We start from the raw sequence: 23781 nt of genomic DNA, 5'->3' as shown, positions 1-23781 counted from the left end.
CCGCACCACGCTCCGCACGGCGACGGAAGGACCTGAACGGCCTTGATATCCCTGTCTCTACGCCTGCGCACCTCCGCTCTGCTCGGCCTGGCCCTCGCGACCGGCCTCGCCTCGCCGGCCACCGCCTCCCCCACTGCCACCACCGCCGTCACGGTCGAGGAACAGCGGTTGGACCACGCCGTCCCGCGGGAGATCCTGCGCCGCTCGGGATTCGGTGACGCCGCGCCGCGGCTCGCCGAGGCGCTCGGCGCGGCCCGCTCCTACGCGCGGGCCCGCGCCGTCGTCGTCCGGGAGGGAACGGCGCTGTGGCGGCGGGCGGTCGACCGGGCACAGGGCCGGGGTCCGGCGGCCGGGGATCTCAGCCGGGACGACGACCGGCCGCTGTACTGGGCGCGGCTGGGGATGACCCGGGAGGTACGGGAGTGGCAGCCCGCGTTCGGACTCCCGGACGCGCGGCGGGCAGCGCTGCTGGACGCCCTGGAGCGGACCTCGCGCGGGCAGACCGACATCCGGTTCCCGCCCGGCGGCGAGGACGTCAAGGGCGTCAAGGGCGTCAAGGGCGTCAAGGGCGTCAAGCGGGTCCTCGTCACCGGGTTCGACCCGTTCACCCTCGACCGGGACATCCGTATCTCCAACCCGTCCGGGGCCACCGCGCTCGCCCTCGACGGCACGGTGATCGAGACGGCCGACGGACCGGCGCGGGTGGAGACCGCGGTGTTCCCGGTGCGCTGGGGGGACTTCACGCAAGGGACGGTCGAGCGGACGCTCCGGCCGTGGCTGCCGAAGGCCGACCTGTTCGCGACGGTGAGCCAGGGCCGGGTCGGCCGGTTCGACATCGAGCGCACCAACGGGGCCTGGCGGGGCGGCTTCCCCGACAACGAGAACATCGGCCGCACCGGGACCGTCCCGGTCGAAGACCCGGCCGCGCAGCCGCAGTGGACGTCGACGACCCTGCCGTACCGGGACATCGTGGCGGCGGACACCGGCCGCTTCCCCGTCTACGACAACACGTCGGTGACCAAGATCCCGGCGGGAGGCACCGAGCCCGTCGTACGGCCGGACGGGCCGACCCCCGGCTCGGCGGCGCGGGCCGGGGGCGGCGGGAACTACCTGTCCAACGAGATCGCCTACCGGGCCACCCTGCTGCGGGACCGGCTGGGGCTGCACGGCACCCTGCCGGGCGGCCATGTGCACACGCCCGTGCTCCAGTTCGGTGCCGGGAACACCACCGAGGTGACGGACCCGGAGTTCGTCCGCAACCGGCTGGACATCGTCGCGCAGGTGCGGGCGATCGTGACGGCGGCCGTCAGTGCGACGGAGCGAACGCGAGGCTGACGCCGAGGCCGGCCAGCACCGAGCCGATCACCTTGTTGAGGACCTTCTGGGCGCGCAGCATCAGGGTGCGCATCCGGTCCTGCGAGAAGAACACGGCGACGACGGCGAACCACAGCAGGTGGGCGAGGGACATGAACAGGCCGTAGCCCACCTGCTGGTGGACCGGCGTACCGGGGCTGACGACCTGGGCGAAGGTCGAGACGACGAACAGGGTCGTCTTGGGGTTGAGGACGTTGGTGAGGAAGCCGGTGCGCAGTGCGGCGAACGCGGTCAGCCCGCTCCTGTGGTCCAGGTCGACGTGGACGTCGGCGCGGGCGCGGAAGGTGCGGACCCCGATGTACACGAGGTAGGCGGCGCCGGCCAGTTTGATGACCGTGAACAGGACGGTGGACGAGGCGATCAGCAGGCCCACGCCGAGCATGGTGTAGGTGACGTGCACCAGGACGCCCGCGGCGACGCCCAGGGCGCCCAGCAGACCGGTGCGGCGGCCGTACAGATAGCTGTTGCGGACGATCATGGCGAAGTCGGCGCCGGGGGCGATCACCGCGAGGACGGTGATGGTGGCGACGGCGAGTGTCTCGGTCACGAGGCGGCGTCCTCCCGCTGCCGGTCGGTGGCGTCCCCGACGGTCTCCTCCCCGCGCAGGTCGCGGGCGAGCAGGGTGGCGCCCGCGACCGCTCCCGGCATCAGGAAGACCGCCACGAAGGGCACCAGGAAGGCCACGGCGAGGGGGGTGCCGAAGCCCCAGATGAGGGTTTTGCGGGAGCGGAGCAGGGCGAGGCGGTCGCGCAGGGCGACATCGCGCCGCTGGAGGGCGACGGCGGTCAGCTCCTCGGTGAGGAAGAAGCCGGTGACGAAGAAGCCGAGCACGGGCACGGCCGTCTGCCCGGCGACCGGAACGAACCCGAGCGCGAACAACAGCACGCCCCACACGGCGGCCCGGGCGACGATCCGCAGGCTGTCCCGCCCCGAGATCCACAGCTCCCGCCACAGCGGCAGGTCCGACTCGGGCGCGGTGCCGTCCGGGGAGACGTCCCGGTCCACCGACTCCGACAGGCTCTCGTAGAAGGGCTGCCCGATCAGCAGGGTGACGGCGGTGAAGGTGATGACGGCCAGCAGCAGCGACAGCGCGAAGAGCACGGCGGTCAGCAGGCCGCGGAACAGGCCGGGCCAGGGGCTGGACCAGTCGTCCGCGAACGGGGTCGCCCAGGCGACGAAGTCCTCGCCCCACAGCGCGAGCGCGGTGAGCGCGGCGGCGTACAGCACCAGGGTGATCAGGCCGGGCAGCAGCCCGAAGCCGAACTGCCCGCCGTGCCGGGCCACCCATCGCTGGCCCTTGATCAGATAGCGGAAGCCAACCCCGAGATCGCGCATGGCCGAACTCTATCGGGTGGTGGGTGTGGCCCCGGGTGACGCCAAATCCCTCTTGTGACGTCTGAGTCGAACAGGTAGACCTCGCCGTACCCATCCCAGGAAGCCCGGAGGAGGTACGCGTGCGCACCACGAGAACCACCCCTGCGAGACCCGTCCTGACCACCGCCGTCGCCCTCGCCCTCACCCTCACCACGGCCGGTTCCCTGCTGCTGGCCCGTCCCGGCACCGCCGGCGCGGAGACCGGCCCTGCGACCCGGGACTCCCCGGCCGTCGACGATCGCCGGGCCGCCGAGTCCCCGCAGAGCGCGGCCCGCCGGGCGCTCGCGGCCACGCCCGTCCTCGCGGCGGGCGACACGCGCGGCTACCCCCGCGAGCAGGCCCTCGCCCCCGACCCCGTGAACCCGGCCGACAAGTCCTCGAAGCTCGGCCTCGTCCCGTACCACGCGATCGCCGGCCGGCTGAACGCCCTCCAGCGCCTCGGCGACCGGGTGAGCGTGGAGGTCGCGGGCCGTTCGGCGGGCGGCCACCGGCTGTACCTGGTCACCGTGACCGCGCCCGAGTCACGGGCCGAGGCGCGCGCCCAGCACCGGATGCGCGACCTCATCGAGCGGGCACCGGCGCTCGCCGCGCGGGACCCCCGGCTCAAGTCCGCCTACAAGACGCCGGTCTTCTTCAACGGCAACATCCACGGCAACGAGTGGGAGGGCACCGACGCCTCGCTGCGGCTCGTCGAACGGCTGGCGACCGCGAACGACGCGAGGACGCGGGACCTGCTCGCGCACAGCCGTCTCTACTTCAACATCACCGCCAACCCCGACGGCCGGATCGCGGGCACCCGCGCCAACGCCAACGGCTTCGATCTGAACCGGGACTTCGTCACCGCCTCGCAGCCGGAGACACGGGCGATGCGGCAGATCATGCTCGCCAAGCAGCCGGCCGTCATGGTCGATCTGCACGGCTATGTCAACGGCACGCTGATCGAGCCGACCACCCCGCCGCACGGCGAGAACTACGAGTACGACCTGTTCCTGAAGAACACCTACGCCAACGCCCTCGGCATGGAGGCCGCCGTGAACGGCCTCGGCTACACGCCCGGGGAGGACGGCGTGGAGCCCGCCCAGATACCCTTCCGCGACCAGCGGGAGGGCTGGGACGACTGGCCGCCCATCTTCACCCCGCAGTACGCCGCCTTCCACGGGGCGGTCGCCGCGCACACGGTGGAGATACCGCTGCGGGTCAACAACGCCTCGTACGACACCCTGCCGGAGGCGGAGCTGCGCCGCCGGGCGGCGATCAACACGGATGTCGCGGACGCCGCCATGACCGCCACCCTCGACCATGTGCGGCGTCACCGCGCCACCCTGGTCGCCGACCAGATCGAGGTGTTCCGGCGCGGGGCGGCGGGCGCGGCGCAGGTCCCGGTCTCGGCCGGGACCGTGCCGGGCGTCCCCGGGATCGGCCCGGAGGACGTCTACACCACCGACTTCCCGCGCGCCTACGTCCTCCCGCCGGGCGGCCCCGCCACCGCCCGTCTCGTCGACCACCTGCTCGCCAACGAGATCCGCGTCACCCGCGTCGCGCACGCGGTGCCCGGCTATCCGAAGGGCGCGTACGTCGTCGACATGCGCCAGCCCCGCCGCGGGCTGGCGAACGCGCTGCTCGCGGACGGGCGGGACATCAGCGGCGACGTGTCGGTGATGTACGACATCTCCGGCTGGAGCCTGGGGCGGCTGTGGGGGGCCGCGGTGCGGCCGGTGACCGACGGGCGGCTGCCGTACGGTGTCCTGCGCCCGGTGCGCGCCGCCGCACCCGTCGCCGCCGTCGCGCCGCGCGGCGACCTGCGCCTGCGCCTCGACGACCCGCGCGAGCTGGCCGCCCTGAACTCCCTGCTGCGGCAGGGCGTGGAGGTGCGGCGGACCGCCGACGGCAGCGCCGTCGTGCCGGGTTCCGCGCGCCGCCGGGCGGCCGAGGCGGCCCGGACGTACGACGTGGCCTTCGACCGTACGACGGACCGGGGCACCGCCCCGCTGGAGCGGGTCCGGGTCGCCGCCGCCGTCACGCCGGGTGAGCTGTTCGCGCTGCGGGAGATGGGCTTCGACGTCGCTCCCGTCTCGGCGGCCGTGCTGAACGCGGGCTTCGACTGGTCGGCGGTGGACGTGCTGTTCGTGTCGGCGGGGCTCGACCGGGACGCCCTGAACGAAGAGGCGCGCCGGGCCCTGGACGCCTTTCTCGACGGGCACGGCCTGGTCGGGCGCGGTGCCGTGGGGGCGGAGCTGAACGCGGACGCCGGACTGCTGCCCGTGACGGCGGTGCGGGGCAACGAGGACGCCAACGGGGTGGTGCGGGTGGTGAATTCCGGCCCGCTGACCGCCCGCGCGCCCGCGTACGGCTTCGTCTACGCGCCGGTGTGGTTCACCGGTCTCGGCGCCGGGGTCCGCGTCGAGCAGTCGTACGCGTCCGGAGACCCGCTGCTGTCCGGGCACTGGCGCCCGGCGGCGGACGGCACCGGCGGTCCGGCGGACGCGGCCGGGCGGGCCTCGGTGGTCAGCGGACCCGATGCGGTGCTTTTCGGGACGGAACCCCTCTTCCGCGATCACCCCAAGGGAGAATTCTCCCAAGTCGGTCGGGCATTGTTGACCATGGGAAGCACGCAGGTCGAGGAGAGCGGATGACACAGGAGATCCACGGCACGGTCGCCGACGGCTTCGAGGGCGTACGGGAGGAGTTCGCCGCGTTCGCCGCCCGGGAACGGCGGGAACGGCCGGACTACGAGGGACAGTTGTGCGCCTATGTGCACGGCCGCCGGGTCGTCGACCTGTGGACGGGACCGGAGGTCACCGCCGAGTCGCTGTACGGCGTGTTCTCCTGCACCAAGGGCGCCGCGCACCTGGTCGCCGCCCTCCTGGTGCAGGACGGCACACTGGAGCCGGACCGGAAGGTGACCTACTACTGGCCGGAGTTCAGCGCGGAGGGCAAGGGTGAGGTGACCCTGCGCGACCTGCTGGCGCACCGGGCGGGACTGGTCGGGCTGGACGCCGGGTTCACCGACGAGGAACTGGCCGACGACCGCGTGATCGCGGAACGGCTGGCGGACCAGCGGCCGTTCTGGCGGCCGGGCACCGCCTTCGGCTATCACGCGCTGGTGATCGGCGCGCTCACCGGCGAGGTCGTGCGCCGGGCCACCGGCCGCACCCTCCAGGAGCTGTACGAGGACCGGGTGCGCGCCCCGTACGGGCTGGACTTCTTCCTGGGGCTGCCGGAGTCCGAGGAGCCCCGCTTCCGCAGCGTGCAGCCGATGGCGCCGACGCCCGAGCAGCGGGCGGTGCTGGACGGCCTGCCGACGGGGCCGCACACGCTCACCTCGATCGCCTTCAACACGCATGTGCCGGACGCCGGTGAGCTGGTGGACCACGCCAACTCGCGGCTGGTGCGGGCCAAGGGCCCGGCGTCCGCGGGCGGGGTCGCCTCGGCGCGCGGCCTGGCCGGGATGTACGCGGCGGCGATCAGCTCCGTGGACGGGCGTCCGCCGCTGCTGAAGCCGGACACGCTCGCCGAGGTGGGGCAGATCCACTCGGTGGGCTACGACCTGGTGATCCGCGCGCACCGGGCGTTCGGGATGGGCTTCCAGGCGACCGCCGAGAACTGGTACCCGTTCCTGGGCGCCGGGGCCTTCGGGCACAGCGGCGCGGGCGGGGCGCAGGCCTTCGCCGACCCGCGCAGCGGGCTGGCGTACGGCTACACGCGGCGCCGGAGCGCGTTCCCGGGCGGGGCGGCGCCGGAGAACGCGGGGTTCGTGCGGGCGGTGCACACCGCGGCGCTGGCGCTGTAGGGGGGGTGTCTCCTCGGCGAGACGCCCCCCGGGTCGTGTCCGTCCCAGGGCATGACGAAGGCCGCACCCCACGTCCAAGGGTGCGGCCTTCGCCGTGCGCGACGAGCGCCGTCAGACGAGCGTCACGGTGATGTCGCCGCGGGTCGCCTTCGAGTACGGGCAGACCTCGTGGGCCTTCTTGAGCAGGCTCGCGGCCGTCTCGGCGTCGACGTTCGGGATGGTCGCGGAGATCTCCACGATCAGGCCGAAGCCGTCGTCGTTCTTGCCGATGCCGACCTTCGCGGTGACGGTCGAACCGGAGATGTCGGCGTTCTCCCGGCGCGCCACGACGCCCAGGGCGCCCTGGAAGCAGGCGCTGTAACCGGCGGCGAACAGCTGCTCCGGGTTGGTGCCGGCGCCGCTGCCGCCCATCTCGACGGGCGGGTTGACGACGACGTCGAGCTTGCCGTCGTCGGTGGCGACCCGGCCGTCGCGGCCGTTCTCGGCGGTGGCGACGGCGGTGTACAGGACGTCCGACTGCTGAATGGACATGCGGTGGTCTTCCTCCTCGGTCCGCCGCGACTCGCGCCCACGATCGCCGACGGTTTCCGGAAAGAAGTTACCGCATACCGGAAAGCGACAGAAGAGCCACCGGGTGTCAGAGCTTGACGATCATCTTCCCGGTGTTGTCGCCGCGCAGGACGCCGAGGAACGCCTCCAGGTTGTTCTCGATGCCCTCGACGACGGTCTCGCGGTACTTCAGCGCGCCCGAGGCGACCCAGGGGCCGACCTCCTGGACGAACTGCGGCTGGAGGTCGTAGTGGTCACCGACCAGGAAGCCCTCGATCCGGCCGCGGGTCTGGATCAGCCGGGCCAGGTTCTTCGGGCCCGGGGCGGGCTCGGTGTTGTTGTAGACGGAGATCATTCCGCAGATCGCGATCCGGCCACCCTCGTTGAGGGACCCGATCGCGGCCTCCAGGTGGTCACCGCCCACGTTGTCGAAGTAGACGTCGATGCCGTCCGGGGCGGCCGCGCGCAGCTGCTCGCCCACCGGGCCGTCCTTGTAGTTGAAGGCGGCGTCGAAGCCGTACTCCTCGACCAGCAGCTTCACCTTCTCCTCGGACCCGGCGGAGCCGATCACCCGGGAGGCGCCCTTGAGCTTGGCGATCTGGCCCACCTGGCTGCCCACGGCACCGGCCGCGCCGGACACGAAGACGACGTCGCCCTCCTTGAAGGAGGCGGTGCGCAGCAGGCCGGCGTAGGCGGTCAGGCCGGTCATGCCGAGGACGCCGAGGTACGTCGACAGGGGCGCCGCGTCCGGGTCCACCTTGACGGCGTGCTGGGCGCCCACGGCCGCGTACTCGCGCCAGCCGAGGAAGTGCAGCACGTGGTCGCCGACCTCGAAGCCCTCGGCGTTGGAGGCGACGACCTCGCCCACGGCGCCGCCCTGCATGACCTTGCCCAGCTCGAAGGGAGCGACGTACGACTTGGCGGCGCTCATCCGGCCGCGCATGTACGGGTCCACGGAGAGGTACCGGTTCCGGACCAGCACCTGGCCCTCGCGCGGGGTCGGCATCTCCGTCTCGACCAGGGCGAAGTCCTCGGGCTTGGGCCAGCCGACCGGGCGGCTCAGCAGGTGCCATTCACGGTTGACGGTGGGGAGCGTGGGGGCGTCGGTCATGGAACCTGAACCTTTCGGAAAGCTTCAGCACTAATGCTTCAGTACCTGAAACAACCATGCTCCTACATATTTCAGGATGTCAAGCAATGCCGGTACCCTGGAGGCCATGGCCGCTCCCTCCCGCCCGACCAGCCGACCCGACGACCTCACCCTGGAGGTCGTCGACCTGATCGGCGCGGTCGTGGCCCGCTACCACGAGGAGTTCGACGAGGCCGCCGCCGGGCACGCCCTCACCGGCGCCCAGGCCAAGCTCCTCGCCCTGCTCTCCCTCGGCCCGCTGCCCATGCGCAAGCTCGCCCGGAAACTGCGGTGCGAGCCGTCCAACGTCACCGGCATCGTCGACCGCCTGGAGTCCCGCGGCCTGGTCGAGCGCCGCCCCGACCCCGCCGACCGCCGCGTCAAGGTCGCCGCGGCGACGGACGAGGGGCGCCGGGTCGCCCGCGGTCTGCGCGACTCGCTCCGCTTCGCCCGCGAGCCGCTGGCGGCGCTCAGCGAGGAGGAACGGCTGGCGCTGCGGGATCTGCTGCGGCGGATGGTGGGGCCGGAGCCGGAGTCCGAGCCGGGGCCGGAGCCCCCACCCGCGTGACGCATTGGGGCGTCAGGTGCACCACCACAGGAACCGGTCGCACGCCTCCGACGGCGAGGGGTCCGGGTCCGGGGCCGGGGCCGACGTCGTCGGGTCCGGGCTGGGGGCGGGCGCCGGCTCCTCGGCCGGCGGGGCCTCCGCGGTGGCGGGGGCCGTGCCGTCCTGCGGGGCGTCGGCGGACGCCGACCGGGGCGCCTTGGTGAGGCTCGCCTCGTCCGTCGGCTCGGCCGATTCCTTGCTCGCCGAGGGGGACGGGGAGGCCGAGCCGGACGGGGACGCCGACGTCGCGCCGGTTTCCGTGCCGCCGGGCACCGCCGGGTCGGCGAGCGGGTCGGCCGCCGCCTCCGCCCCCTCCGCCTCCTCCGACGCGCCGCCGTCCGCCGAGGCGTCACCCGCCGCGGCGGGGGCCGGGGCCGAGCCGGGGGCGTCCATCCCGAGTTCCGCGAGACTGAGGCCGCCCGCGGCCAGCACGAAACCCGCGCCGATCAGCAGCGCCCGACGGCGCCGCCGCCGGTGGGCGGCGGCCTTCCGGTCACGGCGGCTCTCCTCCGCCCTGCGGTCGCGACGCCCCGGGGCCTCGTCCTGGTCGTCCGGAGCCGCGCCGCCACGCCGACCGGCGACGCGACCGACGCGCTCGCCGGACTCGGGCTCGCCGCCGGGTTCCCGTGCACTGCCGGGCTCGCCTTCGCGGCCGGGCTCGCGTTCGCCTTCTGGTTCGTGTTCGCCGCCAGGTCCCGGTTCACCGCCGGGCTCGGGTGCGTCGCCGGGGGCCGATGCGCCGCGGGACACGGGGGTGGGGCCGGGCGCGGCGTGCCCGCCGGGCGCCGCGTCGCCGACGGAAGCCGCGTACCCGCCGGACTCCGGATGCGAGCCGGAGGCGGCGTAGCCGCCGGATGCGGCATGGCCACCGGCCATCGCATGGCCACCGGCCGCCGCATGGCCACCGCGCGCCGGATCGAAGCCGGACGCCGCGTAACCGGCAGGCGCCGCATGGCCGTCAAGGCCCGGTTCACCGCCGTGTGCCGCGTAGCCGTCCGCCGCCCCGTAACCGCCAGGCGCCGTCCCGTAACCGCCAGGCGCCGCGTACCCGCCGAGGGCCGCCGCACCGCCGTGCGCCGCACGGTCGCCGCCCGCCGCGTAGGCGCCGGGCGTGAGACCGGCAGCTTGTGCCCCGGGGGCGTGGGTGCCGTCCGGCAGGTAGGCCGCTCCCGGGTGCGCGCCCTCGTGGGCGCGCGTCGCGTCCGCGTACGCGGGGAGGTGTTCGGCCGGCGTGCCGCAGCCCGGACAGGCGAGGGCGCCGTTCAGGTGCCGTCGGCACGGGTGGCAGTAGTCCATGACGCGGGAAGATTAAGTTCCGCGTCGGTAACCTGCCTAGTCACCCCTGTGAATGTTCTGTGCGGAACGCGCCTTTCCGGCGTGGCGGGTCGAGGACACCTCAGGCATCCCTTCCCCATCACCCGAAAGCGACGTCAGGTGCCCGCTTTCGAAAGTGCTGAAACCGTTATCGGTCCGCCCCATTGACACCCCCGCCGCCCCCTCCTTACTGTCACGCCAGCATTTCGAACGTGTGACGAAATTTCGAACAGAGCCGAACGTACACGAGGGGCAACTGCCGTGCGCATCACCGGAATCAGCACACACGTGGTCGGAACGCCTTGGCGCAATCTGACGTACGTCCAGGTGCACACCGACGAGGGCATCACCGGAGTCGGCGAGACCCGGATGCTGGGACACACCGACGCCCTCCTCGGGTATCTGAAGGAAGCCGAGGTCAACCACATTCTCGGCTCGGACCCGTTCGCCGTCGAGGACCTCGTGAAGAGGATGAAGTACGGCGACTACGGCCGGGCCGGCGAGATCGTCATGTCCGGTATCGCCGTCATCGAGATGGCCTGCTGGGACATCAAGGGCAAGGCGCTGGGCGTGCCGGTGTGGCAGCTGCTCGGCGGCAAGGTGACCGACAAGGTCAAGGCGTACGCCAACGGCTGGTACACGACCGAGCGGACGCCCGAGGCGTACCACAAGGCCGCGCAGGGGGTCATGGAGCGCGGCTACCGGGCGCTGAAGATCGACCCCTTCGGCACCGGCCACTTCGAGCTGGACCACCAGGAGACCCTGTACGCCGTCTCCCTGATCGAGGCCGTCCGGGACGCCATCGGCCCGGACGCCGAGCTGATGCTGGAGATGCACGGCCGGTTCTCGCCCGCCACCGCCGTGCGGCTGGCCAAGGAGCTGGCGCCGTTCAAGCCGGCCTGGCTGGAGGAGCCGTGCCCGCCGGAGAACCTGAAGGCGCTGGAGAAGGTGGCCGCCAAGGTCGACATCCCGGTCGCCACGGGTGAGCGGATCCACGACCGGATCGAGTTCCGCGAGCTGTTCGACAGCCAGGCCGTGGACATCATCCAGCCGGACGTCGGCCACATCGGCGGCATCTGGGAGACCCGCAAGCTGGCGGCGACCGCGGAGACCCACTACATGCTGGTGGCGCCGCACAACGTGGGCGGGTCCGTCCTGACCGCCGCCTCCCTCCAGGTCGGATTCACCTCCCCGAACTTCAAGATCCTGGAGCACTTCAACGACTTCGCCGACGCGGAGATCAAGAAGGTGGTCAAGGGCGCCCCGCAGGTGAACCCGGAGGACGGCTGCTTCCACCTGTCCGACGCCCCCGGCCTCGGTGTCGAGCTGGACGTGGACGCCGCCGCCGAGTTCCCGCAGCAGCAGGCCCGCTTCGACCTGTGGGCCGAGGGCTGGGAGCAGCGCAAGCCGAAGGGCACCAGGTGAGCACGGCCGTCGTCGTCGACTCCCCCGGCCGGCACCGGCTGGTGGAGCACACGCCGCGCCGCCCCGAGGCCGGGGAGGCGCTGGTGCGGGTGCACGCCGTGGGGATCTGCGGCAGCGACCGGGAGGTGTACCAGGGCAACCGGCCCGAGGGGTACGTCCGTTATCCGCTGACCCCGGGCCACGAGTGGTCGGGGACGGTGGAGGCGGTCGGCGCCGGGGTCCCGGAGTCCCTGGTGGGCCGCAAGGTCGTGGGTGAGGGCTTCCGCAACTGCCAGGTGTGCCACCGCTGCCACGCGGGCGAGACCACGCTGTGCACGGACGGGTACGAGGAGACCGGCTTCACCCAGCCCGGCGCGATGGCGGCCACCCTCACCCTCCCCGCCCGGCTGCTGCACGTCCTGCCCGAGGACGCGGATCTGACGGCCGCCGCCCTGCTGGAGCCGGCCGCCTGCGTCGCCGCCGCCGCGCTGAAGGCGAACGCGCGGCCGGGCGAGCGGGTCGCGGTGGTCGGCACGGGCACGCTCGGCATGTTCGCCGTGCAGTTCCTGCGTGCCGCCTCGCCGGCCGAGCTGCTGGTGGTGGGCACCCGGCGGGACCGTGAGGAGCTGTCCCGGCGGTTCGGGGCGACCGACTTCCGCACCAAGGACCAGGAACTGCCGGACGACGTCGACGTCGTGATCGAGACCGCCGGGTCGGCGGACGCGGCGCGGCTCTCGGCGGGCCTGCTGCGGCGCGGTGGCCGGCTGGTGCTGACGGGCATCCCGGCGCCGGGCGCGGACGGTCTGGACCCGACCGATCTGGTGGTGCGGCAGCTGGAGGTGCACACCGTCTTCGGGGCGCCGCCGGACGCCTGGTCGCATGCGGTGCGGGTGTTCGGGGCGGGGCTCCTGGACCCGGTGCCGCTGGTCACGCACGAGCTGCCGCTCGCCGAGTTCTCGCAGGCCATCGAGTTGGTGGGGGCCGGCGACCCGAAGGTGGGCAAGGTGCTGCTGCGCCCCTAGCCCCTCCGGCACCCTCCCAGTCGTACGCCGGTACGGGGGTCCACCTGACGGCCCCCGTACCGGCGTACCTCCCACTTGAGCCGCGAACTTCGTCCGACATACCGAACACAAAGGACAGCTTGTGACCGACGCTTCCGCCCCGGCAGCCCGTCGACCCGGCGAGCAGGCGCTCGCCTCGCTCGGCCTGGGCGCGCCCGCCCTCGATCCCGCCGACGCCTCGCCGCACACCTTCCCCGGCGGCGGCCGCTGGCGCACCGAGATCCCCTCGTGCGAGGGTCCCGAAGCGCTGGCCGTGGTGCTCAAGGAGGCCTCGCGCCTCGATGTGCCGATCCACCGGATCAGCCAGGGCAGCGGCGTGTGGATGCTGAGCGACGCCGAGATCACCGAGATGGTCGAGGCGACCGCCGAGCGCGACATCGAACTGTGCCTGTTCACCGGCCCGCGCGGCACCTGGGACATCGGCGGCTCCACCCGCACCGACTCGCGCGGGGCCGGCCTGCGCGCCCGTGGCCACGACGCGGTCGCCGGCTGTGTCGAGGACGCCGTGCGCGCCACCGAGCTGGGGGTCAAGTGCCTGCTCGTGGCCGACGAGGGCGTGCTGTGGACGCTGCACCGGGCGCGCGAGGCGGGGATCATCCCCGCCGACACCACCCTGAAAGTTTCGGCGCTGATCGGCCCCGTCAACCCGGCCTCGTACGCGGTGTACGAGCGGCTGGGCGCCGACTCGGTCAACGTGCCCAGCGACCTGACGCTGGATCATCTCACCGAGATCCGGCGGGTGTCCGGCGCGCCGATGGACATGTACATCGAGGCGCCCGACGATCTCGGTGGTTATGTCCGGATGTATGAGGTCGCCGAGCTGATCCGGCGCGGTGCGCCGCTCTATCTGAAGTTCGGCCTGTCGAAGACCCCCGGCATCTACCCGTACGGCCACCACCTGCGGGATCTCACCCTGGCCACCGCCAAGGAGCGGGTGCGGCGCGGGCGGCTGGCGCTCGATCTGCTGGCGCGGCACGGGGCCGACGGGGACATGGCTCCGCTGGGCTCGCGGCTGCCCGGGCAGCTCCAGCGCTTCGAAACACATTCATAAATTTTCGGACTCCCTCTTCACAGAAGGCGACGGAGCCCAACAGAATCCGACACATCCGCCACCCCGCTGTGCACCGACATCAAGGAAGATGACATGCGCAACCGCAGAGCCGCACTCGCCGCAACAGCCACCGCCGCCTCCCTGGCCCTCGCCCTGACCGCCTGCGGCCAGAACAGCGAGGGCGGCAGCGAGGAGAGCAAGGGCAGCGGCGGCGACGCCACCGTCGGCATCTCCATGCCGACGAAGTCCTCCGAGCGCTGGATCGCCGACGGCAACAACGTTGTCCAGCACCTGGAGGACAAGGGCTACAAGACCAAGCTGGTCTACGGCGAGGACGACCCCGACCAGCAGGTCTCCCAGATCGAGAACATGATCACGCAGGGTGTGGACGCCCTGATCGTCGCCGCCATCGACAACAAGTCGATGAACAACGTCCTCCAGCAGGCCAAGGACGCCGACATCCCGGTGATCTCCTACGACCGTCTCATCCTCGGCTCGCCGGACGTCGACTACTACGCCTCCTTCGACAACGAGAAGGTCGGCGAGCTGCAGGGCACCTACATCGTCGAGAAGCTCGGCCTGAAGGACGGCAGCGAGAAGGGCCCCTTCAACATCGAGCTGTTCGCGGGCTCCAACGACGACAACAACACCCGCTACTTCTTCCAGGGCGCGATGAACGTCCTGCGGCCCTACATCGACAAGAAGCAGCTGGTCGTGAGGTCCGGCCAGACGGAGCTGACCCAGGTCACCACGCTCCGCTGGGACGGCGCCACCGCGCAGCGCCGCATGGACGACATCCTCACCAAGTCGTACAAGAGCGACAAGGTCGACGCGGTGCTCTCGCCGTACGACGGCATCTCCATCGGCATCCTGTCGGCGCTCAAGTCGGACGGCTACGGCTCCAAGAACAAGCCGCTGCCCGTCGTCACCGGGCAGGACGCCGAGGTCGCCTCGGTGAAGTCGATCATCGCCGACGAGCAGTCGATGACCGTCTACAAGGACACCCGCGAGCTGGCCAAGGTCGCCTCGAACATGGTCGACGCGCTCCTGCACGACAAGAAGCCCGAGGTCAACGACACCAAGACCTACGACAACGGGGCCAAGGTCGTGCCCGCCTACCTGCTCGACCCGGTCGCCGTGGACAAGGCCAACTACCAGAAGGCCGTCGTCGACTCCGGCTACATCAAGGAAAGCGACCTCAAGTAGCCCGCCGGAACCTAGTGATTGGAAGGCACGACCATGGCGGGACCCGTCCTGGAAATGCGCTCGATCGTCAAGACCTTTCCCGGCGTCAAGGCGCTGTCGGACGTCACGCTGACCGTCCGGCAGGGCGAGGTCCACGCCATCTGCGGGGAGAACGGCGCCGGCAAGTCGACCCTGATGAAGGTGCTCTCCGGCGTCCATCCGCACGGCAGTTACGAGGGCGAGGTCCTCTTCGAGGGGGAGCTCTGCCGGTTCAAGGACATCCGGGCGAGCGAGCAGCACGGCATCGTGATCATCCACCAGGAGCTGGCGCTGGTGCCGTTCCTGTCCATCGCGGAGAACATCTTCCTCGGCAACGAGCACGCCACCCGCGGGCTGATCAACTGGAACGAGACCCTGCGGCACGCCACCGAGCTGCTGCGCCGGGTCGGGCTGACCGACCACCCGGAGACCCGCGTCACCGACATCGGCGTGGGCAAGCAGCAGCTGGTGGAGATCGCCAAGGCGCTGTCCAAGAAGGTGAAGCTGCTCATCCTCGACGAGCCGACGGCGGCCCTGAACGACGAGGACAGCGACAAACTCCTCGATCTGATCCTGGAGCTGAAGAACCAGGGCATCACCTCGATCATCATCTCCCACAAGCTGAACGAGATCCGCAAGGTCGCCGACTCGGTGACGATCATCCGGGACGGCCGGTCGATCGAGACGCTCGACGTGAAGGACCCGGGCACCACCGAGGACCGGATCATCAGCGGCATGGTCGGCCGCGACCTGGACCACCGTTTCCCCGAGCGCACCCCGCACCGGCCGGAGGAGGGCACGGCCCCCGCCCTGGAGATCCGGGGCTGGACCGTGCACCACCCGATCGACCAGCAGCGCAAGGTGGTCGACGATGTGTCGATCAACGTGCGGCGCGGGGAGATCGTCGGCATCGCGGGCCTGATGGGCGCCGGCCGCACCGAGCTGGCGATGAGCGTCTTCGGCCGCACCTACGGCCGCTACGCGGGCGGCACCGTCCTCAAGGACGGCCGGGAGATCCGGACGAAGACGGTGGCGGAGGCGGTCCGCAACGGCATCGCGTACGTCACGGAGGACCGCAAGCACTACGGCCTCAACCTGATCGACACCATCAACCGGAACATCTCGCTGACGGCGCTGAGCAAGGTCGCCAAGCGCGGCGTCGTCGACGAGCACGAGGAGCGCCAGGTCGCCGAGCGGTTCCGGAAGTCGATGAACATCAAGGCACCCACGGTGTTCGAGCCGGTGGGCAAGCTGTCCGGCGGCAACCAGCAGAAGGTCGTCCTCAGCAAGTGGATCTTCGCCGGTCCGGACGTGCTGATCCTGGACGAGCCGACACGCGGCATCGACGTCGGCGCCAAGTACGAGATCTACACGGTCATCGACAAGCTGGCCGCCGAGGGCAAGGCGGTCGTCTTCATCTCCTCCGAGCTGCCCGAACTGCTCGGCATGTGCGACCGCATCTACACGATGGCCGCCGGGCGGCTGACGGGTGAGTTCTCGCGGGCCGAGGCCTCGCAGGAAGCGCTGATGCGCCAGATGACGAAGGACAAAGAGGTAACCCGATGAGCACGGATGTGACCGCCAAGAGCCCGGCCCCGGCGCCGCCGGGCGGCACCGGATCGGCGTCGGGCGGGGGCCTGCTCCACCTGGTGCTGGACGGACTGCGACGCAACATGCGCCAGTACGGCATGCTGCTCGCCCTCGGCCTGATCGTGGCGCTGTTCGCGGTGTGGACCGACGGCGACCTGCTGCTGCCGCGCAACGTCTCCAACCTGGTGCTCCAGAACAGCTACATCCTGATCCTCGCGATCGGCATGATGCTCGTCATCATCGCGGGCCACATCGACCTGTCGGTCGGCTCGCTGACGGCGTTCGTGGGCGCGTTCGCGGCCGTACTGACCGTGCAGCACGACATAGCCTGGCCGGTCGCCGTCGTGCTCTGCCTGCTGGCCGGCGCGGTCGCGGGCGCGGCGCAGGGCTTCTTCATCGCGTATCTCGGCATACCCTCGTTCATCGTCACCCTCGCCGGCATGCTGGTCTTCCGCGGCATCACGGAGATCCTGCTGGAGGGGCAGACCCTCGGCCCGTTCCCGGACGGCCTGCAGAAGATGGGCAACGGTTTCCTGCCGGAGGTCGGCCCCGAGACCAACTACCACAACATCACGCTGCTGCTGGGCTTCGTCCTGATCGCCTTCGTGGTCCTCCAGGAGCTGCGTGACCGCAAGCGTCAGCAGGAATTCGCGCTGGACGTGGTGCCGCTGAACCTCTTCCTGCTGAAGCTGGTCGCGATCGCCGCCGCGCTGCTCACGGTCACCCTGCTGCTCGCCAGCTACAAGGGCGCGCCGATCGTCCTGCTGATCCTGGGCGCGCTGGTGGTCGGCTACGGCTACCTCATGCGCAACTCGATCTTCGGCCGGCACATCTACGCGATCGGCGGCAACCTGCCGGCGGCGAAGCTGTCCGGGGTGAAGGACAAGAAGGTCACCTTCCTGGTCTTCCTGAACATGGGCGTGCTCGCGGCCCTGGCCGGTCTGGCGATCGCCGCCCGGCTGAACGCGGCGTCCCCGAAGGCGGGCCTGAACTACGAACTCGAGGCGATCGCCTCGGCGTTCATCGGCGGCGCGTCCATGAGCGGCGGTGTCGGCACCGTGCTCGGCGCGATCATCGGCGGGCTCGTCCTCGGCGTGCTCAACAACGGCATGAACCTCCTCAGCGTCGGCACCGACTGGCAGCAGGTCATCAAGGGCCTCGCCCTGCTGGCCGCGGTCGGGTTCGACGTGTGGAACAAGCGCAAGTCCGGTTCGTGAGTCAGCCGGGGCCCCGCCGGACGGCGGGGCCCCCTCCTTATGCGGGAGCCGCACTATGCACATGGACATGAGCAGACGTACCGTCATCGCCGGGGCGGCCGCCGCCGGTGTCACCGCCGCGCTGAGCGGCACCGCCCACGCCACGGGAGGCGGAAAGCCGGTGAAGGAACTCTTCGGCGAGCTCGCCGACGGCACCAAGGTGTACCGCTGGTCGCTGGAGAACGGCGGCACGCGGCTGAAGGTCCTCTCCTACGGCGGCATCGTCCAGTCCCTGGAGCTGCCGGACCGCCGCGGCCGGTACGCGAACGTGTCGCTGGGCTTCGACAACGTCGAGGACTACGTCGCGAAGAGCCCCTACTTCGGCGCGCTGATCGGCCGCTACGGCAACCGCGTCGCGGGGGGCCGCTTCACCCTCGATGGCAAGGCGTACCAGCTCTCCGTCAACGACGGCGAGAACAGCCTGCACGGCGGCGCGCAGGGCTTCGACAAGCGGGTGTGGGACATCGAGCCCTTCACCCGCGGCTCCGACGTCGGCCTGCGCCTGTACTACACCAGCGCCGACGGGGAGATGGGCTACCCCGGCACCCTGAAGACCAAGGTGACGTACACCCTCACCCGCGCCGGCGACTGGCGGATCGACTACGAGGCCACCACCGACAAGCCGACCGTCTGCAACCTCACCAGCCACGTCTACTTCAACCTGGCCGGCGAGGGCAGCGGCACCGTCTACGACCACGAGCTGTCCATCGCCGCCTCCCGCTACACGCCGGTCGACGCGGGCCTGATCCCCACGGGCGAGCTGGCGAAGGTGGCGGGCACACCCTTCGACTTCCGCCGCGCCAAGACCGTCGGCGAGGACATCCGGGACGCCCATCAGCAGCTGCTGTACGGCAAGGGCATCGACCACAACTGGGTACTGGACAAGGGCGTCACCGCGCGCCCGGAGCACATCGCCACCCTGCGCGACCCGCGCTCCGGCCGCACCATGAGGATCGCGACGACCGAGCCGGGCCTGCAGTTCTACTCCGGCAACTTCCTCGACGGCACCCTCGTCGGCGGCGGCGGCCGGATCTACCGCCAGGGCGACGCGCTCTGCCTGGAGACCCAGCACTTCCCGGACTCGCCCAACCAGCCGTCGTTCCCGTCGACGGTGCTGCGCCCGGGGCAGACATACCGCTCGACGACGGTGCACTCGTTCAGCGCGTGAACGCACCGTTTCCTCACAGGGGTTGAACGACCCCCGCCAGGCCTCCGTATGTAAGGGCGGCCCGTGCTCCCCCGCGCGGGCCACCCTGAGCCGGAGGTTCCCTTGCCTGACAACGTCACCTCGCTGTTCCGCGGCGGTGCCGCGCACAGCCCGTCGATGGCGGCGCTGACGCGGCAGGGCGGCGATGACGGGGCCGGGCCGGTGGACTTCTGCATCCCCTGCAACCCCTACTTCCCCACCCCGGCGATGTTCGACGACATGGCGGCCAGGCTCCGGGACATCCTCACGTACTACCCGAGCGGCGCCGACGCCATCACCGCCGAACTGTGCGACCTGCTCCAGCTCCCGCCGCAGTGCGTGGCCATGGGCAACGGCTCCACGGAGCTGATCACCTGGATCGACCACCTGCTCGTCCGGGAGTCCCTGGCCGTCCCCGTCCCCACCTTCGGCCGCTGGACCGACCAGCCCATGGAGACCGGCAAGCGGGTCGACATGTTCCCGCTCCAGGAATCCGCCGGCTTCGCCCTCGACCTCGCGCGGTACGCGGACTTCGTCCGCACGCGCGGCACGCGGGCCGTCGTCCTGTGCAACCCGAACAACCCGGACGGCGGCTACCTGCACCGGCACGCGGTCACGCAGTTCCTGGACGCGATGGCCGACCGGGACCTGGTCGTCGTCGACGAGTCCTTCCTGGAGTTCTGCGACGCCGAGAGCGAGCCCAGCGTGGTCCAGGAGGCGATGCTGCGCCCCAACGTGATCGTGCTGCGCAGCCTCGGCAAGAACTTCGGCCTGCACGGCATACGGTTCGGCTATCTGGTCGCCAACCCGGCGCTCGCCGGCAAGGTCCGCGCCATGCTGCCGAAGTGGAACATCAACTCGTTCGCGGAGCACGTGGTGTTCATGCTGCGCGAGCACGGCGCGGAGTACGCGCGCAGCCTCCAGCAGGTTCGCCGCGACCGCCTGGAGATGTCCAGCCGGCTGTCGGCCCTCCCCGGGCTGACGGTGTACCCCTCCCAGGGCAACTTCCTCTTCGTGCGCCTCCCCGTCGGCGCGGAGGGGACGGTGGTCCGGGACCGGCTGCTCACCGAGCACCGGATCCTGGTCCGCGAGTGCGGCAACAAGATCGGTTCGTCCAGCCGCTTCCTGCGGCTCGTGGTGCGCCCCCAGGTCGACGTGCGTCGCCTGGTGTCCGGCCTGGAACAGGTGCTCTACGGGACCAGGAGGGAAGCCGCCGTGCCCGAGCTGGGCAACGGGACCAGCTACAGCTCGGGCACGGCGGCGGTGGACCGGCTGGTCGGCGCGACCAACGGGGCGGGGATGCAGGGCCTGACCGCGGGGCTGAACGCCGGGCCGGGCGTACCGCTGCCACCGGCCCAGATCCCGCCCCAGCCCCAGCCCCAGCCGCAGCCGCAGCCGCAGCCGCCCGCGGTCCCCCAGCCGGTGCCCATGCCCGCCCCGCCCCCGGTCCCCGCGCCGCCCCCGGTTCCGGCGCCGCCCCCGGTTCCGGCGCCGCCGCCGATCCCGGTCCCGGCGCCCGCCCCGGCGGCGGCCGTCGCCGCCGGCCCCACTCCGCCCGGCGTCCCCGCCCGTGGCGGCCTCACCGCCGCCCAGGTTCGCGGCACCGACGGTCTGACCCCGGCCCCGGCCACGGGCTGGCCCGCCCCAGGCTGGTCGAACGCGGTCTGACGACCGGCGGCGCCCCTACACGGGGTTCAGCCTCCACTGCTGGCAGGCGTTGTTCAGCCAGGTCCACTGGCGTACGTCCGCCCCGTCCGCGGTGGAGCAGTTCGCGACGTCGGCGACCTTGCCGGTGGCCTGGCCCGTGATCCGGACGTGTCCGCCGTCGGTGGCCAGGAAGCGGAAACGCTGGCAGGTGTTGTCCAGCCAGGACCACTGGCGCAGATCGGCCCCGTCGGCGGTGGAGCAGTCCTGGGTGTCGAGCACCTTGCCGGTGGCGACGTTGACGAGCCGGTGGGTGTCGTCGCCCAGGTCCTCCAGCCGCCAGCGCTGGTTGCTGCCGCCGTTGCAGGTGTACTGCCGCACGTCGGCCCCGTCGGCGGTGGAGCCTCCGGCGACCTCCAGGCACTTGCCGCTGTTGCGGTTGGTGAGGGTGTAGGCGGTGGAGGCGGTGGACGGCTCGCCCGAGGGCCCGGCGAGGGACGCGCCCAGCCGCACCGGCGTTCCGAGGTTCGGCGTGCCGTCGGCGTTCCAGGTGAACTTCTGCGCCCGGGTCGTCCGCCCGTTGTCGCAGCCCTCGGTCGCGCTGTCGTTGGCGTGGTAGACGATCCAGTTCTCGCGCCCGTCCGGCGAGGTGAAGAAACCGTTGTGCCCGGGCCCGTACACCCCGTTCGCGTCGCTGCGCTGGAAGACGGGGGTGGATTTCTTCGTCCAGGAGGACGCCGACAGCGGATCGGAGCCGGTCAGCTCCAGCTGGCCGAGCTTGTAGTCGGGGGTCCAGCAGCCGCTGGCGGAGTAGATCAGGAAGGTCCGCCCGCCGCGTTGCAGCACCTCCGGGCCCTCGTTGACGGTGCCGCCCTGCCGCTCCCAGTCGTACGTCGCCCTGGAGATGGTCGAGAACGGGCCGCTGACGGTGTACGGGTCGGACATCGGCGCGATGACGAGGTTCTGGGTGCCGCCGGTGATCGCGCTGCCCAGCATGTACAGCCGGCCGCCCACGTTCAGCAGGCTCGCGTCCAGCATCCACGCGCTGTTGAGCTGCCCCTTGTAGGTGTACGGGCCCATCGGGTCGGGCCCGGCGCTCTCCAGGACGTGGCTGCGCTGGGTCGGGTTGTAGTCGGTGACGTTCTGCCCGGCGGTGTAGTACAGGTACCAGCGCCCGTTGACGTAGTGCAGCTCCGGCGCCCAGATGTTGCAGCACCGGGAGGCCGCGTCGCCCTTCCACACCTGCACGCCGGGCGCGGTGGCGAGCCCGGCGAGGGTGGCGGACTTGCGGATCGTGATGACGTCCGTCCAGCTGGTGGTGATCAGGTAGTAGTTGCCGTCGTGGTACGAGATCCAGGGGTCGGCGCCCTTCACCGACTTCACGGGGTTGGCGAACGAGGCGGCACCGGCGGGGGTCTGTCCCAGGGCGAGGACGCAGACCAGCGCGGCCAGCAGGGTCAGTAGGCGACGGGCCATCCGCTGCTCCAGTTCAGAAGGTTGACGCCGAGCTTGGGGGTGCCGTTCGCGTTGCCGTCGTAGTAGTGGTAGACGATCAGGTCGCCGTCGGCGTCTTTCATGATCGACTGGCCGCCGGGGCCGATGACGCTGCCGTGCGATTCGAGGACCGGCGTCCCGCCGTTGTTCATCATCGAGACGCCGTTCTTGTCGAGGTAGGGACCGGTGACGGAGGACGCCCGGCCGACCTTGACCTTGTAGGTGGAGCTGGTTCCGGCGCAGCAGGTGTCGTACGAGGCGAAGAGGTAGTAGTAGCCGTTCCGCTTGACGATGAACGGCGCCTCGACCGCCTTGGTGCCGGTGGGCCGGGAGGCGAGCGAGTAGCGGGTGGTGTTGGTGGAGAGCTGCTTTCCGGTGCTGGGGTTGAGCTGGATCATCTTGATCCCGGTCCACCAGCTGCCGAAGGAAAGCCACCACTTGCCGTCGCTGTCGACGAAGAGGTTGGGGTCGATGGCGTTGTAGTCGCTGGCGGAGCCGGAGGTGTAGACGATGCCCTGATCCGCCCAGCTGCCCGGCTGCCCGGTGCTGGAGGTGGCGAGGCCGATGGCGGAGGTGTTGGAGCCGAACTTCGAGACGGAGTAGTACATCAGGTACTTGCCGCCCTGGTACGAGATGTCGGGCGCCCAGGCCTCCGGCACGGAGGAGTACGTCGACCACCAGCCGGGCTTGGCGGAGAAGGCGTCGGCGCCGGCGCTGAAGGCGATGCGGTTGGCGGACGTCTTGTTGGCGAGGCCACCGCCGGTGGCGTAGAGCAGGTACTGGCCGGACGAGGTGCGGATCATCGTCGGGTCGTGGACGACGGTGGAGCCGGTGACGGTCCCCGGGTTGGGATACGCCGACGCCGTGGTGGGGACCAAGGCGAGGAGGGCGGCTGCGGGGAGGGCGAGGAGGGTGGCGCGGGTGCGGCTCATGTGGGGGTGCTCCCGTTCTGCTTTTCGCGTACGTTCGGAGTTTCGAACATCGATCGCCACTGCGAACGGGAACGTAGAATCGAACTGTTTCCGCGTCAACGGTTCACACAGAAATCCAACCCGGGAGATCGACCTCCGCCCGCACGGTCTTGCCCGGCACGCGGTCCAGCACCTCCCACCGGTCGGCCAGCGCGTCGACGAGCGGCAGCCCCCGCCCGGTCTCGGCGAGGGGGCGCGGCGGCCGTACGTCACCGGGTCCGGGCGGGCGGGACGCGGAGCGTGTGTCGGTGACCTCGATCCGGACAGTGCCGGGCACGAGCGAGAGCCGCAGTTCGAAGTCCCGGCCCGGCACCCGGCCGTGGGTGACGGCGTTCGCGGCCAGCTCGGCGACGACGGCCGCGACGGTGTCCGACGCGTCGGTGTCGTACGGGACGCCCCAGGCGGCGAGCTGGCCCACGGCGAGGTGGCGCGCCAGGCGGGCGCCTCGCGGAGTGGCGCTCAGGCGCTGAGTGAACATACGTACGGTAATCGGCCGACGGGGGGTGGAGGGTGCGGTCATGGGGCCAATGTGACCTCCGCGGAGCCCTGTTCACCAGGCATGCACCGCGTACGCCGGAGCAGCGTACGCGGTCACGTGCTGGACAGTACCGGTGACTGCCCGTGACCATGGGCGCGGGAGGTGTGGCCGATGGTGGTCGAGGTCGCGGTGGGGACGGGCGGCGAGCCCGAGTCGTCGGACAGCATGCGGACGTTCGGGGCGATGGTCCAGGCCCTGCGGGAGCACGCGGGGTTGAGCAGGGAG

20 protein-coding genes and 1 pseudogene are annotated in these 23781 nt (G+C 71.4%); 13 read left to right on the top strand and 8 right to left on the bottom strand.

The genetic code is table 11. The annotated features are described in order from the left end of the window. Nucleotides 1-45: 45 nt before the first annotated feature. The gene (locus tag VE614_RS09755; RefSeq protein ID WP_324935092.1) at nt 46-1335 is read left to right on the top strand and encodes a pyroglutamyl peptidase; all 1290 of its coding nucleotides are present in this window, start codon (nt 46-48) and stop codon (nt 1333-1335) included. Here VE614_RS09755 and VE614_RS09750 read toward each other — a convergent pair. Together VE614_RS09750 and VE614_RS09745 are read right to left on the bottom strand one after the other, a co-directional pair. Beyond that, nucleotides 1307-1921, bottom strand: coding sequence for a LysE family translocator (locus VE614_RS09750; RefSeq protein ID WP_324934763.1), 615 nt, complete (start codon nt 1919-1921; stop codon nt 1307-1309). The genes VE614_RS09755 and VE614_RS09750 overlap by 29 nt on opposite strands. After that, on the bottom strand, nt 1918-2709 hold the full coding sequence (locus VE614_RS09745; protein ID WP_324934761.1) for an EI24 domain-containing protein: 792 nt from the start codon (nt 2707-2709) through the stop codon (nt 1918-1920). The genes VE614_RS09750 and VE614_RS09745 overlap by 4 nt, the downstream gene beginning before the upstream one ends. 119 nt (nt 2710-2828) lie before the next feature. Here VE614_RS09745 and VE614_RS09740 point away from each other — a divergent pair, with 119 nt between their 5' ends. Both VE614_RS09740 and VE614_RS09735 read left to right on the top strand, forming a co-directional pair. After that, nucleotides 2829-5381, top strand: a complete 2553-nt coding sequence (locus VE614_RS09740) for a M14 family zinc carboxypeptidase (RefSeq protein WP_324934759.1) — start codon at nt 2829-2831, stop codon at nt 5379-5381. After that, nucleotides 5378-6538, top strand: a complete 1161-nt coding sequence (locus VE614_RS09735; protein WP_324934757.1) for a serine hydrolase domain-containing protein — start codon at nt 5378-5380, stop codon at nt 6536-6538. The genes VE614_RS09740 and VE614_RS09735 overlap by 4 nt, the downstream gene beginning before the upstream one ends. Nucleotides 6539-6649: 111 nt before the next feature. Here VE614_RS09735 and VE614_RS09730 read toward each other — a convergent pair whose 3' ends face one another. Beyond that, nucleotides 6650-7069, bottom strand: a complete 420-nt coding sequence (locus VE614_RS09730; RefSeq protein ID WP_324934755.1) for an organic hydroperoxide resistance protein — start codon at nt 7067-7069, stop codon at nt 6650-6652. A gap of 106 nt (nt 7070-7175) precedes the next feature. Continuing rightward, nucleotides 7176-8198 (bottom strand): NADP-dependent oxidoreductase, encoded by a 1023-nt coding sequence (locus VE614_RS09725; protein ID WP_324934753.1) that lies wholly within the window; start codon nt 8196-8198, stop codon nt 7176-7178. Nucleotides 8199-8304: 106 nt separating this feature from the next. Between VE614_RS09725 and VE614_RS09720 the strand changes: the two genes are divergently transcribed. Beyond that, a complete protein-coding gene (locus tag VE614_RS09720) occupies nt 8305-8784 on the top strand; it encodes a MarR family winged helix-turn-helix transcriptional regulator (RefSeq protein WP_324934751.1) in 480 nt (159 codons plus the stop codon). Nucleotides 8785-8796: 12 nt separating this feature from the next. Here the strand turns inward: VE614_RS09720 and VE614_RS09715 are convergent, their stop codons facing one another. Beyond that, nucleotides 8797-10119 carry an SCO2400 family protein gene (locus VE614_RS09715; protein WP_324934749.1) on the bottom strand — a complete coding sequence of 441 codons (1323 nt, stop codon included), beginning with the start codon at nt 10117-10119 and terminating at the stop codon, nt 8797-8799. A gap of 279 nt (nt 10120-10398) precedes the next feature. Between VE614_RS09715 and VE614_RS09710 the strand changes: the two genes are divergently transcribed. The 8 genes from VE614_RS09710 (at nt 10399) to VE614_RS09675 (ending at nt 20577) form a co-directional block, all read left to right on the top strand. Next, entirely contained in the window at nt 10399-11562 is a 1164-nt protein-coding gene (locus VE614_RS09710; RefSeq protein ID WP_324934747.1) for a mandelate racemase/muconate lactonizing enzyme family protein, read from the top strand. Further along, the gene (locus VE614_RS09705; RefSeq protein WP_324934746.1) at nt 11559-12563 is read left to right on the top strand and encodes a zinc-dependent alcohol dehydrogenase; all 1005 of its coding nucleotides are present in this window, start codon (nt 11559-11561) and stop codon (nt 12561-12563) included. Before VE614_RS09710 ends, VE614_RS09705 begins: the two co-directional genes overlap by 4 nt. A 121-nt stretch (nt 12564-12684) precedes the next feature. Further along, nucleotides 12685-13653: a hypothetical protein gene (locus VE614_RS09700; RefSeq protein WP_324934744.1), complete on the top strand. Its 969-nt coding sequence runs from the start codon at nt 12685-12687 to the stop codon at nt 13651-13653. Between the two features lie 93 nt (nt 13654-13746). Further along, nucleotides 13747-14859 (top strand): multiple monosaccharide ABC transporter substrate-binding protein, encoded by a 1113-nt coding sequence (gene chvE / locus VE614_RS09695; protein ID WP_324934742.1) that lies wholly within the window; start codon nt 13747-13749, stop codon nt 14857-14859. A gap of 33 nt (nt 14860-14892) precedes the next feature. Then, nucleotides 14893-16443, top strand: coding sequence for a multiple monosaccharide ABC transporter ATP-binding protein (mmsA, locus tag VE614_RS09690; RefSeq protein ID WP_324934740.1), 1551 nt, complete (start codon nt 14893-14895; stop codon nt 16441-16443). Further along, nucleotides 16440-17684 (top strand): multiple monosaccharide ABC transporter permease, encoded by a 1245-nt coding sequence (mmsB, locus tag VE614_RS09685; protein WP_324934738.1) that lies wholly within the window; start codon nt 16440-16442, stop codon nt 17682-17684. The genes mmsA and mmsB overlap by 4 nt, the downstream gene beginning before the upstream one ends. Nucleotides 17685-17745: 61 nt before the next feature. Beyond that, nucleotides 17746-18891, top strand: a complete 1146-nt coding sequence (locus tag VE614_RS09680; protein ID WP_324934737.1) for an aldose epimerase family protein — start codon at nt 17746-17748, stop codon at nt 18889-18891. 102 nt (nt 18892-18993) lie between these two features. Then, a complete protein-coding gene (locus tag VE614_RS09675; RefSeq protein ID WP_324934735.1) occupies nt 18994-20577 on the top strand; it encodes a histidinol-phosphate transaminase in 1584 nt (527 codons plus the stop codon). Nucleotides 20578-20592: 15 nt separating this feature from the next. Here the strand turns inward: VE614_RS09675 and VE614_RS09670 are convergent, their stop codons facing one another. The 3 genes from VE614_RS09670 to VE614_RS09660 form a co-directional block, all read right to left on the bottom strand. Continuing rightward, nucleotides 20593-22029 (bottom strand): family 43 glycosylhydrolase, encoded by a 1437-nt coding sequence (locus VE614_RS09670; RefSeq protein WP_324934733.1) that lies wholly within the window; start codon nt 22027-22029, stop codon nt 20593-20595. Next, entirely contained in the window at nt 22011-22979 is a 969-nt protein-coding gene (locus VE614_RS09665) for an arabinan endo-1,5-alpha-L-arabinosidase (protein ID WP_324934732.1), read from the bottom strand. Before VE614_RS09665 ends, VE614_RS09670 begins: the two co-directional genes overlap by 19 nt. A gap of 103 nt (nt 22980-23082) precedes the next feature. Then, entirely contained in the window at nt 23083-23538 is a 456-nt protein-coding gene (locus VE614_RS09660; protein WP_324934730.1) for an ATP-binding protein, read from the bottom strand. 129 nt (nt 23539-23667) lie between these two features. Here VE614_RS09660 and VE614_RS09655 point away from each other — a divergent pair. Beyond that, nucleotides 23668-23781 (top strand): annotated as a pseudogene (locus VE614_RS09655) (transcriptional regulator); the annotation flags it as partial.

This window comes from Streptomyces sp. (assembly GCF_035645055.1).
Lineage (GTDB): Bacteria > Actinomycetota > Actinomycetes > Streptomycetales > Streptomycetaceae > Streptomyces.
The sequence above is the reverse complement of the archived record's forward strand: the minus strand, read 5'-3'. Positions and strand labels throughout refer to the sequence as shown.